The sequence below is a fragment of the Nonomuraea indica genome (genome assembly GCF_002850745.1).
Lineage (GTDB): Bacteria > Actinomycetota > Actinomycetes > Streptosporangiales > Streptosporangiaceae > Nonomuraea > Nonomuraea indica.
In genome coordinates this window covers 307,009-324,544 of the sequence record NZ_KZ559470.1, presented here as the reverse complement: position 1 = coordinate 324,544, position 17,536 = coordinate 307,009, and the positions used below count along the sequence as shown (strand labels likewise).

Sequence of the window (17,536 nt, the reverse complement as noted above, 5' to 3'; positions counted from 1 at the left end):
GGCGGGGGGGGGGGGGGTCCGGTCCGCCTGCGGTGCGGCGGGGGTGACGGCGGTTCCTTCTCACTGTGGCGCGGCCGGGTGACGGCGGTCCGGTCCGCCTGCGGTGCTAGCGGGGTGACGGCGGTCCGGTCGGGCTGCGGCGTCGGCGGGTGACCGCCGTGCCGGCTACCTGTGGCGTCGGCGGGTGACGACGGCGCGGCCCATCGCCGGGTCGTCGCAGAACGCGCCGTCCACGCCCAGTTCGAGCAGCCGGTCGAGCCAGCCCGCCACGTCGCCGGTCGCCCGCGCGAACTCGGGACTCGCGGGGTCGCCCAGCCGATGGTCGAGGGGGAGCTGGGAGTTCTCGTTGCGGATCGTCCAGACGTGCACTTGCAGGCCCGCGCGGTGCGCGTCGGCGACGAGGGTGGTCGGCGCCAGCAGCCGCCCGTCCGGGCCGGCCGGCACGACGCGCCGCGTGTCCACGCCGATCCCGTCCGCGTACGCGGCCACCTCGCGCAGCCCCCGCGGCGTCACCATGTCGTCGTACGTGCGCGGATCGCCGGCCGCCACCCGGTCGTAGGGGGCACCCGCGACGGGGATGAGCTGGATCAGCGGCAGCCGCGTGCGGGAGCGCAGCGCCATGAGGTTGGCCGTCTCGAACGACTGGACGAACACCTCGGCCATCCCCTCCGCCTCCAGCACCGCCAGCAGCGGCTCCTCCAGCGGCAGCCCGAGGGCGGCGAAGTGGCTCGGGTGCTTGGTTTCCGGATAGACGCCCACGCCGTGACGCCGCGCCAGCCGGACGACCTCCTCGAACGTCGGCACCTCGGCCAGCCCGTCGAAGGCGGTGTTGCCCGGCCGCAGCTCCGGCACCCGCTCCCTGGCCCGCAACGTCTTCAGCTCCGCGAGCGTGAAGTCCTCGGTGAACCAGCCGGTGACCGGCCGCCCGTCGACGACCTTCGTCGTCCGCCGGCCGGCGAACTCCGGCCGGGCGGCCACGTCGGTGGTGCCGGAGATCTCGTTCTCGTGCCGGGCCACCAGCACGTGGTCCTTCGTCGCGACCAGGTCGGGTTCGATGTGGTCGGCCCCCATCGCGATGGCGGCCTCGTACGACAGGAGCGTGTGCTCGGGGCGGTGGGCGCTGGCGCCGCGGTGGGCGATCACCAGGGGAGCCCGGCCGCGCCCGTCAGCGGAGTCGGTCGAAGCGGACGGCACAAGGGTGACCGTACCGCCCGCCGGGCCGCGCCGCGATCACGGCGAGCCGGTGGGCGCGGGGCTCGGCGTCGCCGTGGCCGGTGGCGGCGAGCCCGTGGGGACGCCCTGCGGCGACGGGCTGTAGGTGGCGTACATGCCGCTCCTGGCCAGCACCGGCACCATGAGCTTCAGGCGAGGGCCGGCGGCGAAGGTGAACGTCATCGGCAACCACGTGCGCGTGGACGCGCCGCTGACCGTGCCGATCGGCCGGTCGGCCCCCGCGATGCCGCCCGGCGGCACCTCGACCGCGCCGGCCAGCCGCACCGTGCCGCCACCCTCGATCGTCACCTGCTCCAGCCGGACGGCTTCGGACCGGTCGTTCACCAGCACCGCGTACAACGGGAGCTCCCCGGCCGCCGCCTTCCCACCACCCGGCTGTCCCGTCGGCTGTCCGGGCGTGGCCGTCGGCTGCCCGCCGGGCTGGTGCGCGCCCGGCTCTCCGGTCGGCCGGCCGGTGGCCTGCCGGCGCGACGCGGCGCCCTCCGGGCCGAGCATGAACGCGTTGCGCACGTGCACCTGGTCCACGGTGCCGTTGGCCCCGTCGTTCTGCGGGCGGTGCAGCTGTGTCGGGTCGTTGTAGTCGCTGGACAGGTTGGCGCAGCCCGCGGCGGCAAGGGCGAGCGCGACGGCGGCTGACGCCACGACACGGCGCATGACCGGGCCCCCTCTCGACGGTTTCCCGGACCGTCGCATACCCGCGGTGACCTGGTCGAATCACCCCTTGTAGTTGAACACCTGGCTCAGCGTGTGCTGCACCTCGACCAGGTCACGCTGGTCGGCCATCACCTGGTCGATCGGCTTGTACGCCTCGGGGTGCTCGTCCACCAGCGCGGCGGCCCGGTCGGAGTTCCAGGTGCGGCCCCGCATGGCCTCGCTGAGCGACTGCGCCGACAGCTCCCGCTTGGCCCGTCCGCGCGACATCCGCCGCCCCGCCCCGTGGGAGCAGGAGTTGTACGACGCCGGGTTGCCGATCCCGCGCACGATGTAGGACCGCGTCCCCATCGAGCCGGGGATCACGCCCTCGTCGCCGGAGTCGGCCTTAATGGCCCCCTTGCGGGTGATCCACAGGTCCTTGCCGGCGTGCGTCTCACGCTCGGAGTAGTTGTGGTGGCAGTTGATGGTGCGCACCCGCGCGCCCTTGCCGACCACCCGGAACAGGGCCTCGACCAGCACCTTGTCCATCCGCGCCCGCGAGGCCATGGCGTAGCGCTGCGCCCACAGCATGTCCTCGATGTACGCGGTGAACTCCGGGGTGCTCTGGGTGAAGTACGCCAGGTCCGGGTCCTCCAGGCCGATCGCCAGACGGCGCATCAACGCGCGGGCCCCGGCGATGTGCTTGGTCGCGAGCTGGTTGCCGATGCCGCGCGAGCCCGAGTGGAGGACCGTCCACACCCGCTCCCGCTCGTCCAGGCACACCTCGACGAAGTGGTTGCCGGAACCGAGCGTGCCGAACTGCGCCGCCACCGTCCTCTCCTGCTTGGGCGTCAGGCTGGTGTGCGGCAGGCCGAGCGAGGCGAGCGTCCGGTCGAGGGCGGGGTCGTCGTGCCCCTTGCCCACGCCGGCCGGGATGCGCCGCTCCACGATCGGCATCAGCCGGGACAGGTCGTCGGGCAGGTCGGCGGCCGTCAGGGTGGTCTCGGTGGCGACCATGCCGCAGCCGATGTCCACGCCCACGGCGGCCGGGATGATCGCGCCCTCGGTGGGGATCACGGAGCCGACCGTGGCCCCGATCCCGACGTGCGCGTCGGGCATGAGGGCGACGTGACCGGCCACGAACGGCAGCCGGGCGGTGCGCGCGGCCTGCGCGATCGCGCCCTCGTCGATCTCGCTGGCCCATGACAGCAGGTTGGGTGCGGGCTGGTGCGGCATGACGGGATCTCCTTACTCGTCCGCGGCCCAGTGTGCCGCGATCATGACGAGAACCCCACTCATTTATGCTGCCCCTCCCCGGTGGGGTGATGCATGATCGAGGGAGTCCCCCCGCACGGCGCCCGAGGGGAATCACGCCCGCCGGGGAGCTGTTGTCATGAGGGATGGGCGGCTGTGAGGGCGACCCGGAGTGGGCCGTAGGCTTGCTGTCCCGGCCATCGGACAGGAGGTGACGCCCGTGTTGCGAGACTCGTTCGGACGGGTGGCGACAGATCTGCGGGTGTCACTCACGGACAAGTGCAACCTGCGGTGCACCTACTGCATGCCGCCCGAAGGGCTCGACTGGCTGCCCAACGCCAAGCTGCTGACCGCCGACGAGATCGTCCGCCTGGTCACGATCGGCGTCGAGCGTCTCGGCATCACCGAGGTCCGCTACACCGGCGGCGAGCCGCTGCTGCGCCGGGAGCTGCCCGAGATCGTCGCCCGCACCGCCGCGCTGCGACCCCGTCCGCAGATCTCGCTGACGACCAACGGCATCGGCCTGGCCAGGCTCGCCGTGCCGCTGGCGCAGACGGGCCTCGACCGGGTCAACGTCTCCCTCGACACGCTCGACCCCGGCACGTTCAAGCGGCTGGCGCACCGCGACCGGCACGACGACGTGATCGCCGGCCTCGCGGCGGCGCACGACGCGGGCCTGCGACCCGTCAAGGTCAACGCCGTCCTGATGCGCGGCGTCAACGACCACGAGGCCGTCCCGCTGCTGAGGTTCTGCCTGGAGCAGGGCTACGAGCTGCGCTTCATCGAGCAGATGCCGCTGGACGCCCAGCACGGCTGGAGCCGTGACGGCATGGTGACCGCAGACGAGATCCTGGGCCTGCTGTCGGACGCGTTCGACCTCACCCCCGACGACCTGGAGGAGCGGGGCAGTGCCCCGGCCGAGCGGTTCCTCGTGGACGGAGGGCCCGCGCGCGTGGGCGTCATCGGGTCGGTGACCCGCCCGTTCTGCGGCGCCTGCGACCGGGTCCGGCTCACCGCCGACGGGCAGGTGCGCAACTGCCTGTTCGCCCGGGAGGAGTCCGACCTCAAGACGGCCATGCGGGCGGGCGCCTCGGACGACGAGCTGACCGAGCGGTGGATCGCCGCGGTGGCCGGCAAGCGCGCGGGGCACGGCATCGACGACCCGTCGTTCCTGCAGCCCTCGCGGCCGATGTCGGCCATCGGCGGCTGAGCGCGAATTTCTCTCCAGGAAAAGCGGCGCCGGCCCTGACAGGGCCCAGTCGAGGAAATGGAGAATTGTGTTATACCTCCGCGCTTCGCGGAGCCGATGGCGCGGGAGCGAGGCTGCCCAGGCCGGGCGTGGGGCTTTGTCAAGGGGGTCCGAAATCCTCGCGTCCGCTTCTTGACTGACGGCATTTGCGCGGAGCTGTGACGACCGTGGGCGGCGGATGGTGCTGACACGCCGCCGGTATCCGGGAATGGCGTCACGAGAACTCCTGTGCGCATTCTCCGCGCCATCCGTGCGACGGCCGGCGCACACCGCGCCGTCCTCGCCGGTGATCGCGTGCCCGGGGGACAGGCGGCAGCACACGCCCCCAAACAGCCCAAACAATATCTAGTGGGGCAAAACCGGTATCGGGCGGACCGAACAAGAAGTCGCGTATGTCCGTAATGTGTCCAGGTGCTTTATCATCGGCAGCAGCGTGAAGCAAGATCGCTGGAGGGATTGACTACCGTTACCTCGGCAAGGTTGCGGGCCACGTAAACACGCTGTTGACGCCGCCCGTAAGTGGTGGATATAAGAGTCTTGCCGTGGTTGACGGCGCATCACAGAAAATGTGATAGTCGTCCGGTCGAAATCCCATTAAGCGTCTTTTAGGCATTTGTCGAGGAGCGCCGTAACATGGCGATTGAACACCTCCACATTCAGCAGCGACGAACACCCCCGCCGACGCCCGCCCCCTGCGACCCCCGCACGACCGCCTCCCTCCGGGGAGGTGCTGGGCCATCACCGGCCAGCTGACCGCGGTGCCGCAGGGCATCCACCCCGCCCGCCCGGAGCGGCCCCGCACGATCTTCTGCCTGCCGTACGCCGGAGGAGGCGCCAGCGCCTACACCGGCCTCCAGCGCGAACTCGCCGCCGACGTCACGGTGACCCCCCTGCACCTGCCGGGCCGCGAGAGCCGCATCACCGAACCGCCCGTCTTCACCATCGGCCGCATCACCGACGAGATCGCCCTCGCCACCGGCGAGCCGTACGCCCTGTACGGCCACAGCATGGGCGCGCGGATCGTGTTCGAGGTCGCCCGCGAGCTGCGTCGCCGCGGTCTGCCCGCTCCCGCGCGGCTCTACGTCGGCGGCGCGCACCCGCCGCACCGCAGGGTGCCGCTGGCGGTCACGGCCGACCTGCCGGACGACGCGTTCATCGACCAGCTCGTCCGCCGCGCCGGCGCGCACCCCGGGCTCAAGCACGAGCCGGAGCTGCGCGAGCTGCTGCTGCCCCTGCTCCGTGCCGACTTCACCTGGATCAAGAACTACCGCTACGCGCCCGAGCCGCCGCTGGACGTCCCGATCATGGCCTTCACCGGGCTCGACGACGGCGAGGTGAGCGCGGCCGACATGCTCGGCTGGGCCAGGCACACCACGGCCGGGTTCGGGCTGCGCACGCTGCACGGCGGTCACTTCTTCGTCAAGGACACCCCCGCCGACCTCGCGCGCCTCATCGCCGCCGACCTGGCCGGGCGGGCCGCCGCGCCGGAGCCCGACGAGGTCCGCCTGCTCCTGCGCCAGCCGCCCGCCCCGGCCCCGCCCGCAAGGACGCCGGACCCCTCACGAGCCGCCGCGCCGCCCGCCGGGACGCTGCGCCGTCACCCCGGCCAGGATGCCGCGCCGCCCGCCGGGACGCTGCGCCGTTACCCCGACGAGGTCGTTCGGCTCCCCCCGGACCCGGACGGATGGGCGAGCGTGTGCCACGCCGGCGACCTGTGGCTGGCCGCCACCGCCCGCGACCCGCGCGTCGGCGTCGCCATCGCCCTGGCCGCCCCCTCGAAACCCCCGCGCGCCGCCGAGCTGAGCCCCGCCGAGCTGAGCCCCGCCGAACGCGAGCAGATCGAGGACGCGGCCGAAGAGGACCGGCACTGGCTGGAGCTGCGCACCGTCATGTCGAAACGCGCCCTCGCCGCCGCCGGCGCCCGGGACGTCGCGCGAGCGGCCTTCCCCGACCTGGCCGACCCCGGCCCCTGGCGCGCCCGGGACGACCGGCCCGGCCCGCACACCCCGTCCCGCTGGCAGGTCCTGCACCTGCCCCTGCCCACCACGCGCGGCGAGGCGCTGGCCGCGGTCGCGGTGCCGTACGACACGGTACGGCTGAGCCTCGACGTCCACACCGGTGACCTCCCTGCCGGCGCGCACCCCGGTGACGCGCACACCTCCGGCATGCCCGCCGACCCCACGGAGGGACCGCGGTGACCGTGGCGACCACCGGGCCGCTCCTGCACGACCTGATCACCGCCCAGGCACGCCGCACCCCGGCCGCCCCGGCGATCCGGCAGTGGGAGCACACCCTCACCTACCTGGAGCTGACCACCGCCGCGAACGCGCTCGCCCACCGGCTGCGCGAGGCCGGAGCCGGCCCCGAGACGCGTGTCGGCGTGTGCGGCCGCCGCACCCCCGACCTGCTCGTCGCCGTGCTCGGCGTCCTGCTGTCCGGTGCCGCGTACGTCCCCCTCGACCCCTCCCACCCGCGCGGCCGGCTGGCCACCGTCATCGACGACGCCCGCATCACCACCGTCGTCGCCGACGGCACCGGCGAGAGCCTGCTGGCCGGGCTGCCCGTACGGCTGCTGCCCCCGCGCCACGGCCGGCGGGACGACCCGCCGCCGCCGCTGACCCGGCCGGCCAACGCCGCCTACACCCTCTACACCTCCGGCTCGACCGGCCGCCCCAAGGGCGTCACGGTCAGCCACGCCGCCGTCGTCGCCTTCGTCACCATGGCGGGCGAGGTGTTCGGCCTGGACGCCGGCTGCCGGTCGATCGGCTTCGCCGCGCTCGGCTTCGACGTGTCCGTGCTCGACGTGTTCGCCCCGCTGGCCCGCGGCGGCTCGGTCGCGTTCATCGGCGACGACGACCGGGTCGACCCGGCCCGCCTGCAGAAGTTCCTCGAACACCACCACGTCACCTGGGGCACCATCCCACCCGCGCTGCTGCCGCTGCTCGACCCCGCCGGCCTGCCCACCCTCCGCGACCTGCTCACCGCGGGCGAGCCGGCCGGCCCCGAACAGGTCGCCCGCTGGACCCGCCCCGGGCCGCGCCGCTTCCACAACTGGTACGGCCCCACCGAGACGACGGTGTGCGTCGTCGGCACCGAACTCGACGGCGCCTGGGACCGGCCGCTGCCCATCGGCCACGCCCTGCCCGGCTGCGTCGCCCGCATCCTCGACGAGGACCTGCGGCCCTGCCCGCCCGGCACGCCCGGCGAGCTGTGCATCGGCGGCCCCCAGCTGGCCCGCGGCTACCTCGGCCGGCCCGGCCTGACCGCCGAACGCTTCGTCCCCGACCCCTGCGGCGAGCCCGGCGCGCGCCTGTACCGCACCGGCGACCGGGTCGCGCTCGACGCCGACGGACGCATCGCCTTCCTCGGACGGCTCGACCGGCAGGTCAAGATCCAGGGGCAGCGGGTCGAGATCGGCGAGGTCGAGGCGGTGCTGCGCACCCACCCCGCGATCCGCCAGGCCGTCGCCGACGTCACCACCGGCCCGGCCGGGCTGAAGGAGCTGACCGCCTTCCTGACGCCGCAGGACGCGCCCGGCCTGGACGGCGTCCGCGACCACTGCCGCGACCACCTGCCCCCGTACATGATCCCCACCCGCGTCGTGCGGCTGCCCGTGCTGCCCATGACCGTCGCCGGCAAGGTGGACCTGGCCGCGCTGCGCGGGCTCACCGGCCGCCCCACCCCGGCGGACGGTGGCGCGCCGGCGGGCGGACCGCCGCGCACCCCCGCCGAGCGGGCCGTCGCCACCGCGTGGGCGCGCGCCTTCGCCACCGCCGAACCCGGCCGCGACGACGACTTCTTCGCCGCCGGCGGCCACTCCCTGCTCGCCATGCGGCTCACCGCCCTGCTCGGCGCCGCGCTGCGCCGCCGCGTCGCGGTCGAGGACGTGCTCGCCGGCCGGACCGTCGCCGGCATCGCCCGCCGGGCCGAGCAGTGCCCGGCCGTCCACGACGAGCCGCCCGCCGTCGCCCCCGCCGCGCTGTCGCCCACCCAGCGGCGCATGTGGTTCGTCGAACGGCTGGCCCCCGGCTCGCCCGCCCACAACATCGCGATGGCGCAGCGCCTCGCCGGTCCGCTCGACCTGCCCGCGCTGCGCGCGGCCCTGGCCGCCGTCGCCGAACGCCACGAGGCGCTGCGCTGGCGCGTCCCCGACGCCGGCGGCGTGCCCGCCGTCGCCGTCGCCCCGCCGGGCGACGTCCCCCTGCCCGTCGAGGACGTCACCCCGGAGGCGCTCGCCGACCGGCTCCAGCAGGAGGCCCGCCGCCCGTTCGACCTCGCGGGCGGGCCGCTGTGGCGGGCCCGCCTGCTGCGCCTGGACGACGACCTGCACGTCCTGGCCGTCACCGTCCACCACATCGTCTTCGACGGCTGGTCACAGAGCGTCCTCTACCGCGACATCAGCGCGGCCTACCGCCGCGAGCGGCTGGAGGCGCTGCCCGCCTCGGCGGGCGGGTACACCGCCTGGCTGGCCGGCCGCGAGACCTCCGCCGACCTCGACTGGTGGGCGGCCGCTCTCGACGGCGTCCCGACGGTGCTGGACCTGCCGCGCGACCACCCACGCCCACCGGTGCAGACGTTCGACGGCGCCGGCGTCACCGCCGAGGCCGGCGCCGCGCTGAGCGACGCCGTCAGACGCCTGGCCGCCCGCGTGGGCGGCACGCCGTACACGGTGATGCTCGCCGCGTTCGCGCAGGTCCTGGCCCGGCTGACCGGACGGCGCGACCTCGTCGTCGGCACGCCCGTCGCCGACCGCCGCCACCCGGCCCTCGAACCGCTGGCCGGCTGCCTGGTCCACGTCCTGCCCGTACGGCTGCGCGTCGACGACGACGCCGGCTTCGACGCGCACGTCACCCGCTGCCAGGACACCCTGGCCGGCGCGCTGGCCCACCTCGACGTGCGGCTCGAACGGCTCGTGGACCGGCTGGTGCCCGGCCGTGACCTGTCGCGCAACCCGCTCGTGCAGGTCCTGTTCAACATGTACGACTTCGCCGAGCCGCGCCTGGACCTGCCGGGCGTGCGGTCCGAGCCGCTGCCGCCCGGCCTGCCCGGATCGCTGTTCGACCTCACCATGTACGTCGCCGAACGGGACGGCCGCTACCTGCTGCAGGCCGTCTACAACCCGCGCCTGTACCGCCACGACCGCGTCGAGGCGCTGCTGTCCGGCTACCTGCACCTGCTGTCAGAGCTGGTCACCACCCCGGAGCGGCCGGTGGGCCGGGCCCGCCTGCGCCCCCTCGACGGGCACGCGGGAGCGGGGGACCGGCCGGCCCCGCCGGCCGCCGCGCTGCCCGACGGCGGCGCCGCTCTGCCCCCGTGGGACGGGCCGGGCCTCGTCGAGAGCTTCCTGCGGCAGGCGAACGCCCACCCCGACCGGCCGGCCGTCACGGGCGAGGGCGGGGACCTCACCTACGCCGAGCTGGCCGCCCTGGCGAGGGCGGCCGGCGCCGCGGTCACCACCGCCCTGCGGCCCGGGGGAGCGGGGGAGCCGCATACGGGCGCGCAGGACGAGCCGGACAAGGTCACGGGCGCGCAGGACGAGCAGGACACGGTGGCGGGCGCGCAGGATGAGCGGCACAAGGTCGCGCGCGTGCAGGACGGGCCGGACACGGTGGCGGGCGTGCAGGACGGACCGGACAAGGTCACGGGCGCGCAGGACGAGCAGGACACGGTGGCGGTGCTCGCGGCGCGGCAGAGCGACCTGCCCGCGCTGCTGCTCGGCGTGCTGGCCGCCGGCGCCCGATGGGCCGTGCTCGACGCCGCGCTGCCCCCCGCCCGCCTGGCCGCCCAGGCCCGCGCCGCCCGTGCCCGCGCCCTGATCACCTGCCACGGCCTCACCCCGCCCGCCGAGCTGGCCTGGCTCCCGCGCATCCCCCTCGCCACGGACGGCCCCGCGGCGGTGGACGGGGCGGGCGCGGGCGCCGCACCCCCGGACACCGAAGGCGCGTTCCCCGCCGTGCCGCCCGGCCGGCGCGGCTACCTGGCCTTCACCTCCGGCACCACCGGCGACCCCAAACCCGTCGTCACCGCCGAAGGCCCCCTCGCGCGCTTCCTCCACTGGTACCCGCGCACCCACGACCTCACCGGCGACGACCGGTTCGCCCTGCTGGCCGGGCTGGCCCACGACCCGCTGCTGCGCGACGCCTTCACCCCCCTCACCCTCGGCGCCCGGCTGTTCGTGCCCGCCCAGGACACCGTCCGCGACCCCGCCCGGCTGGCCGGCTGGCTCCGGCGGCACCGCATCACCGCCGCCCACCTCACCCCCCAGCTCGCCACCCTCCTCACCGCCGCCGGCCAACCGCTGCCCGACCTGCGGCTCGTCCTGTTCGGCGGCGACCGGCTCACCCACGCCGACGCCGCCCGCTTCCGGCACATCGCTCCCACGGCCCGCCTGCTCAACACCTACGGCACCACCGAGACCCCCCAGGTGCAGGCCGTCCACGACATCGCCGAGCCCGTACCCGGCAGCGGCGACCCCCTGCCGGCCGGACACGGAGTCGACGGCGCCGAACTGCTCATCGTCACCCCCGGCGGCCAGCCGGCCGCCGTCGGCGAACTCGGCGAGGTCGTCATCCGCAGCCGCCGCCTGGCCCGCGGCTACCTCGACCCCCACCTCACCCGCGACCGCTTCACCACCGAACCCGACGGCACCGGCCGGTACCGCACCGGAGACCTGGGCCGCTACGACCCCGCCGGCCGTGCCGTCCTCGCCGGCCGTGCCGACGACCAGGTGAAGATCCGCGGCCACCGCGTCGAGCTCGGTGAGATCGAACACGCGCTGCTCGCCCACCCCGGCGTGCGGGCCGCCGCCGTCACCGCCACCCCCGCCGCCGGTCAGCCCGGCGGGCCCGTCCTGCGGGCCTACGCCGTCCCGGCCGGCCCCGCCGTACAGGCCGGGGAGCTGCACCGCCATCTGCGCGCCACCCTGCCCGACCACGCCCTGCCCGCCGACGTCGTCCTGCTGCCCGCCCTGCCGCTGACCCCCAACGGCAAGCTCGACCGCGCCGCCCTGCCCGTCCCGCCACCACGGGCCGCCGCCGGCGGCGACCACGAACCCGCCACCGGCACCGAACGGCTCCTCGCCGGCATCTGGCGGGAGATCCTCGGCCTGCCGAGGATCTCCGCCGCCGCCAACTTCTTCGACAGCGGCGGCCACTCCCTGGCCACCGCACAGGTCCAGGCGCGGCTGGCCGCCGCGCTCGGCCGCGACGTGCCGATCGTCGACCTGTTCCGCTTCCCGACCATCCGCGCGCTGGCCGCACACCTCGACGGCGAACGCCGGCCGGCCGGAACGCAGCGTGCCGCCCGCCGGATCGCGGCGCGCCGGGCACGTCCCACCACGCACCGGCCTCACCCAGGCCAGACGGGAGAGTAAGGAATGACCGCTGCCACGCCCCACGAGGACCACCACGAGCACGACGCCACCGCCGCCGACGGGGTCGAGCCGATCGCGGTCGTCGGGCTGGCCTGCCGTCTGCCCGGCGCCCCCGACGTGCCCACCTACTGGCGCAACCTCGTCGACGGCGTCGAGTCCGTCACCTTCTACACCCGCGAGCAGCAGGAGGAGCTCGGCGTCCCCGACTACCTCCTCGACGACCCCACCTTCGTCCCGGCCGCCTCCATCGCCGCCGACTACGGCTCCCTGGACGCCGCCTTCTTCGGCATGTCACCCCGCGAGGCCGAACTGCGCGACCCCCAGCAGCGCATGTTCCTGGAACTGGCCAACAGCGCCCTCGAGGACGCCGGCTACGACCCCGCCCGCTACGGCGGCGAGATCGGCGTGTACGGCACCATCGGCTCCGACGAGTACCAGTGGATGTACATCCGCCCCAACAAGAAGGTGTTCGCCTCCGTCGGCAACCTGGCCGTCTACACCGGCAACCACCCCGACTACCTGGCCACCCTCGTCTCCTACAAACTCGACCTGCGCGGCCCGAGCCTCACCACCCACACCGCCTGCTCCTCCTCCCTGGTGGCGCTGCACCTGGCCGTCGAGGCGCTGCGCGCCGGCGAGTGCGACATGGCGCTCACCGGCGGCGCCTCCCTGGAGATGCCCGCCGAGTGGGGCTACCAGTACCACCAGGACGGCATCTACGCCCCCGACGGGCACTGCCGCGCCTTCGACGCCGCCGCCCAGGGCACCATCTGGGGCGGAGGCGGCGGCATCGCCGTGCTCAAGCGGCTGTCCGACGCCGTCGCCGACGGCGACCACATCCGGGCCGTCGTCATCGGCAACGCCATCAACAACGACGGCGCCACCAAGGTCGGCTTCTCCGCGCCCAGCGCCGAAGGCCAGGCCACCGCCGTCGCCCAGGCGCTCGGCGTCGCCCAGATCGACCCGCGCACCGTCACCTACGTCGAGGCCCACGGCACCGGCACGTCCCTCGGCGACCCCATCGAGGTGGCCGCCCTGTCCAGCGTGTTCGGCGCCGGCACCGACCAGGCCGGCTGGTGCGGCATCGGCTCGGTCAAGACCAACATCGGCCACCTGGGCCCGGCCGCCGGCATCGCCGGCTTCATCAAGACCGTCCTGGCGATCGAACACGGCCTGCTGCCGCCCAGCCTCAACTACTCCACCCCCAACCCGCGCATCGACTTCGGCACCAACCCCTTCCAGGTGGTCTCCACCCTCACCAAGTGGGAGACCGACGGCTTCCCCCGCCGTGCCGGCGTCAGCAGCTTCGGCATCGGCGGCACCAACGCCCACGTCATCGTCGAGCAGGCGCCGCCCCCGCCGCTGCCGTCCGCCGAGCCGCGCCCCGCCCACCTGCTGCAGCTGTCGGCCCGCACCCCCGCCGCGCTGGAGGCCGCCGCCCGCCGCCTGGCCGACCACCTCACGGACCGCGAGATCGACCTGGCGGACGTCGCCCACACCCTGCGCACCGGCCGCCGCGTCTTCCCCCACCGCGCGGCCGTCGTCGCGACCGACCCCGCCGACGCCGTCGCCGCCCTCGCCGACACCCGGCGCCTCATCAAGGGCAAGGCCGGCACCCCCCGCGTCGCCTGGCTGTTCTCCGGCCAGGGAGCCCAGTACGCCGGCATGGGAGCGGGCCTGTACCGCGCCGAACCGGTCTTCGCCGCCGCCGTGGACGAGTGCGCCGACCTCCTGCGCGACGAGCTCGCCGGGCTGGACCTGCGGACCCTGCTGTTCCCCGGCCCCGACGCCCGTCAGGACGCCGACGAGCGGCTGCGCCAGACCGCGCTCACCCAGCCCGCGCTGTTCACCGTCGAATGGGCGCTCGCCAGGCTGTGGCGCTCCTGGGGCGTCGAACCCGCCGCCATGATCGGTCACAGCGTCGGCGAGTACGTCGCCGCCACCGTCGCCGGCGTGTTCGACCTGCCCGACGCGCTGCGCCTGGTCGCCGCCCGCGGCCGCCTCATGCAGTCGGTGCCGCCCGGCTCCATGCTGGCCGTCCGGCAGGACGCCGACGAGGTGCGCGACCGGCTGCCCGACGGGCTGTCGATCGCCACCATCAACGGCCCGGGCACCTGCGTCGTCGCCGGACCCACCCCCCTGGTGGACGAGTTCGCCGCCCGCCTCACCGGCGAGGGCGTCCAGCACACCAAACTGCGCACCTCGCACGCCTTCCACTCGGCGATGATGGACCCCGTCCTCGCCGACTTCCACGACACCGTCGCCCGGGCCGCGCGCCACGCCCCCGCCCTGCCGTTCCTGTCGAACGTCACCGGCACCTGGATCACCGCCGAACAGGCCACCGACCCCGCCTACTGGACCCGCCACCTGCGCGAAGCCGTCCGCTTCGGCGACTGCGTGGCCACCCTCGCCGCCGAGGGCGAGTGGCGGCTCGTCGAATGCGGCCCCGGCCGCCAGCTCACCGGCCTGGCCCGCACCCAGCTGCCCCGCACCGGCCCCGCCCCGCTGCCCAGCCTGCCCGGCCCCGCCGAGGGCAGGACGGACCTGGAGGTGCTGTACGCCGCGGCGGGCACCCTGTGGACCGCGGGCGTACCGCTCGACACCGGGGCACCCGCCGGACCGGCCCGCCGCGTGCCGCTGCCGCACTACCCCTACGAGCGGGCCCGCCACTGGGTGGACACGCCCCTCGACCCCGAGCTGGTCTACCCGCGCGCCCCGCGCACCGGCGCGCTGCCGGTGGAGGAGTGGTTCTCCGTCCCGGCATGGCGGCAGGAACCCAGGCCCGTCACCGGGGCCGCCGCCGCGGACCTCGCGGCGCGGCTGTCGGGCGCCCGCTGCCTGGCGTTCGCCGGCCCGGCCGCCGAACCGCTGCTGGACGCCCTCCGCGCGGCCGGCGCCGACGTGGTCCGCGTCGTCCCCGGCGACCGCTACGAGGCGGGCGACCCCGCCCGCGGCGTCACCCTCCGGCCGGGCGAGCGCGACGACTACGACCGGCTCGTCGCCGACACCGGCGTCCCCGACCGCGTCATCCACGCCTGGGCCCTCGACGGCGCCCCCGCCGCCGGCATACCGCAGACCGAGGCCGCGCAGGACCTCGGCTTCTTCTCCCTCCTCGCCCTCGTCCAGGCTCTCGCCCAGGCCGAGCCGGGCGGCGTCCACCTCGACGTCCTGACCGCGGGCACCCAGCAGGTCACCGGCGCCGACCTGCACCGCCCCGAACACGCCACCGTCGCTGGCATCGCCAAGGTCGTCCCCCTGGAGGCCCGCTGGCTGACCGCCCGCCACATCGACCTCGACCCCGGCGAGGCGCTCGGCCACCTCGACGCCGTGCTGGCCGAACTGGCCGCGGACCCCGCCGACCCGCCGTACGGCGAACCCCCCTCGCCGGTCGCGCTGCGCGGCCACACCCGCTGGCTGCGCGGCTACCAGCCCCTCCCGCTCCCCGCCGGCGACGACGACCCCGGGCGGGCGCCCGCGCGGCTCCGTGCCGAAGGCGTCTACCTCATCACCGGAGGCCTCGGCGGCATCGGCCTCACCCTGGCCGAAGACCTCGCCCACCGGCTGCGCGCCCGCCTCGTCCTGATCGGCCGCTCCGGACTGCCTCCTCGCGCCGAATGGGACGCCCTCGACGGCGCCGCCGACCGGCAGGGCCGCGCCGTCTCCGCCATCCGCCGCATGGAGTCGGCCGGCGCCGACGTGCTCGTCGTCGCCGCCGACGTCACCGATCCGGCCGCCCTGCGCCGCGTCCGCGAGCAGGCACTCGACCGGTTCGGCCGCGTCGACGGCATCGTGCACGCCGCGGGACTGCCCGGCGGCGGCATGGCCGAGGTCAAGGAGCGTCACGCCGCCGAGCAGGTCATGGCCCCCAAGATCGCCGGCACGCTGGCGCTCCGCGAGACGTTCGGCGACCTGCCGCTCGACTTCGTCCTGCTCTGCTCCTCCGTCACCGCCGTCGCCGGCGGCTTCGGGCAGGTCGACTACTGCGCCGCCAACAACTACCTCGACGCCCACGCCGTCACCTGGCCCGGCACCGTCCTGTCCGTCAACTGGGGAGCCTGGCTCGAGGTCGGCATGGCCGCCGAGATCGCCGCCCCCGCCGCCTTCCGCGCCCTGCAACGCGGCGACCGCATCGTGCAGGTCGACCATCCCGTCCTCGGCCACCGGCACGAGACGACCGGCCGCCACCCCTGGTACACCGGGACCCTCGCCCCCGCCACGCACTGGCTGCTGGACGAGCACCGCGTCGCCGGCGTCCCCGTCATGCCCGGCACCGGCTACCTGGAGACCGCCCGCGCCGCGTTCGAGGCGGCCGTGCCCAGCCCCGGACCCGGGCACGTGGTCGAACTGCGCGACGTCGCCTTCGTCGCCCCCCTCCCGGTGGCCGACGACGCCACCGCCGAACTCCGGGTGCTGCTCACCCCCGCGGGCGACGGCATGGACTTCGAGATCGTCAGCGTCGCCGCCGGCCACACCACCCAGCACGCCAGGGGAGCCGCCGCCTGGGCGCCCGCCGACCGGCACGCGGACACCCTGGCCGACATCCGCGCCCGCTGCACCTACACCGCCGACGGCACGGGCGACGGAGCGAGCCCGTTCGCCTCGGCCTCCGGGCTCGTCACCTTCGGCCCGCGCTGGAGCAGCCTGCGCGCCGTCCACCACGGCGCCGGCGAACAGCTCGCCCGCCTGGAAGCCGGCCCCGACGTCAGCGCCGACCTCGACCGGCTGCCGCTGCACCCCGCGCTGCTCGACGAGGCCACCGCCTACATCGCCGTCACCGGCGAGCACAGCTACCTGCCGCTCGGCTACGGCCGCGTCACCCTGCACGCCCCCCTGCCGGCCCGGCTGTGGAGCCACGCCCGCCTGCGCGACACCGGAGGCGACGAGGTCCTCGCCGCCGACCTGACCCTCTACGACGACGCCGGCCACCCCGTCGTCGCCATCTCCGACTTCGTGCTGCGCCGCATCGACAAGCAGGCGGTCACCCAGACCGTCGGCGAGGGCGCCCGCCACACCGCCGCCGAACCGGCCGTCGACGAGGAGTCCGCCGCCGCGGGCAACGCCCTCGACATCGACGGCGCCCGGCGCGGCATCTCCCCGGCCGACGGCGCCGACGCCTTCCGCCGGCTGCTGGCCGCCCACCTCGGCCCGCAGGTCGTCGTCAACGCCACCCGCCTGGACGAGTTCGTCGCCGGCGTACGCGACCTCACCCACGACACCGTCGCCGGCGACCTCGACGCCGCCGCCGCGACCGGAGACGGCGGCCCCGACGCCGGCGACGACCACGTCGCCCCCCGCAACGACCTGGAGGCCGCGCTCGCCCGGCTGTGGGGCGAGGTCCTCGGCGCCCGCCAGGTCAGCGTCGAACAGGACTTCTTCGAGCTGGGCGGCAACTCGCTGGTCGCCGTGCAGCTCATCGCCCTGATCCGCAAGAAGATCGGCGTCCGGCTGCCCATGCGCAGCCTGTTCCAGGTGCCGACCGTCGCGGGCATGGCCGCCCTCGTCGAAGAACTCCGCTCCGGCGCCACCGGCACCACCCCGGCCGGCACGACCGGCCCCACCATCACCCGGCTCCCTCGCACCGAAAGGGCCTGAACATGCGCGACGGCCACTACAAGGTCGTGGTCAACGACGAAGAGCAGTACTCCATCTGGTTCGCCGAACGGCCCCTGCCGCAGGGATGGCACGACACCGGCGTCCACGGACCCAAGCAAACCTGCCTCGACCACATCGAACAGGTCTGGACCGACATGCGCCCGCGCAGCCTGCGCGAGGCCATGGGGGAGTAGGAGGGCAAC

The 17,536-nt window shown here is 75.2% G+C and carries 8 protein-coding genes; 5 read left to right on the top strand and 3 right to left on the bottom strand.

The annotated features are described in order from the left end of the window. Positions 1 to 165: 165 nt before the first annotated feature. From CXR44_RS16205 to CXR44_RS16195, 3 genes are read right to left on the bottom strand one after another with little or no spacing between them, the layout of a single operon-like run. A complete protein-coding gene (locus CXR44_RS16205) occupies positions 166 to 1,194 on the bottom strand; it encodes a glycerophosphodiester phosphodiesterase family protein (RefSeq protein WP_245899200.1) in 1,029 nt (342 codons plus the stop codon). 36 nt (positions 1,195 to 1,230) lie between these two features. After that, positions 1,231 to 1,887, bottom strand: coding sequence for a hypothetical protein (locus CXR44_RS16200; RefSeq protein ID WP_101786856.1), 657 nt, complete (start codon positions 1,885 to 1,887; stop codon positions 1,231 to 1,233). Between the two features lie 60 nt (positions 1,888 to 1,947). Further along, positions 1,948 to 3,102 (bottom strand): RtcB family protein, encoded by a 1,155-nt coding sequence (locus tag CXR44_RS16195; RefSeq protein WP_101786855.1) that lies wholly within the window; start codon positions 3,100 to 3,102, stop codon positions 1,948 to 1,950. A 238-nt stretch (positions 3,103 to 3,340) separates the two neighbouring features. On the opposite strand from CXR44_RS16195, the gene moaA reads away from it, so the two are divergent. The 5 genes from moaA to CXR44_RS16170 all read left to right on the top strand — a co-directional run bounded on the left by moaA (position 3,341) and on the right by CXR44_RS16170 (position 17,527). Next, a complete protein-coding gene (moaA, locus tag CXR44_RS16190; protein ID WP_101786854.1) occupies positions 3,341 to 4,330 on the top strand; it encodes a GTP 3',8-cyclase MoaA in 990 nt (329 codons plus the stop codon). Positions 4,331 to 5,127: 797 nt separating this feature from the next. Then, entirely contained in the window at positions 5,128 to 6,567 is a 1,440-nt protein-coding gene (locus tag CXR44_RS16185; RefSeq protein ID WP_101786853.1) for a thioesterase domain-containing protein, read from the top strand. Next, entirely contained in the window at positions 6,564 to 11,741 is a 5,178-nt protein-coding gene (locus CXR44_RS16180) for a non-ribosomal peptide synthetase (protein WP_101786852.1), read from the top strand. The genes CXR44_RS16185 and CXR44_RS16180 overlap by 4 nt, the downstream gene beginning before the upstream one ends. A 3-nt stretch (positions 11,742 to 11,744) precedes the next feature. Further along, positions 11,745 to 17,333, top strand: a complete 5,589-nt coding sequence (locus CXR44_RS16175) for a type I polyketide synthase (RefSeq protein WP_101786851.1) — start codon at positions 11,745 to 11,747, stop codon at positions 17,331 to 17,333. Positions 17,334 to 17,335: 2 nt separating this feature from the next. Next, positions 17,336 to 17,527 (top strand): MbtH family protein, encoded by a 192-nt coding sequence (locus CXR44_RS16170; RefSeq protein ID WP_101786850.1) that lies wholly within the window; start codon positions 17,336 to 17,338, stop codon positions 17,525 to 17,527. The last annotated feature ends 9 nt before the right edge of the window (positions 17,528 to 17,536 follow it).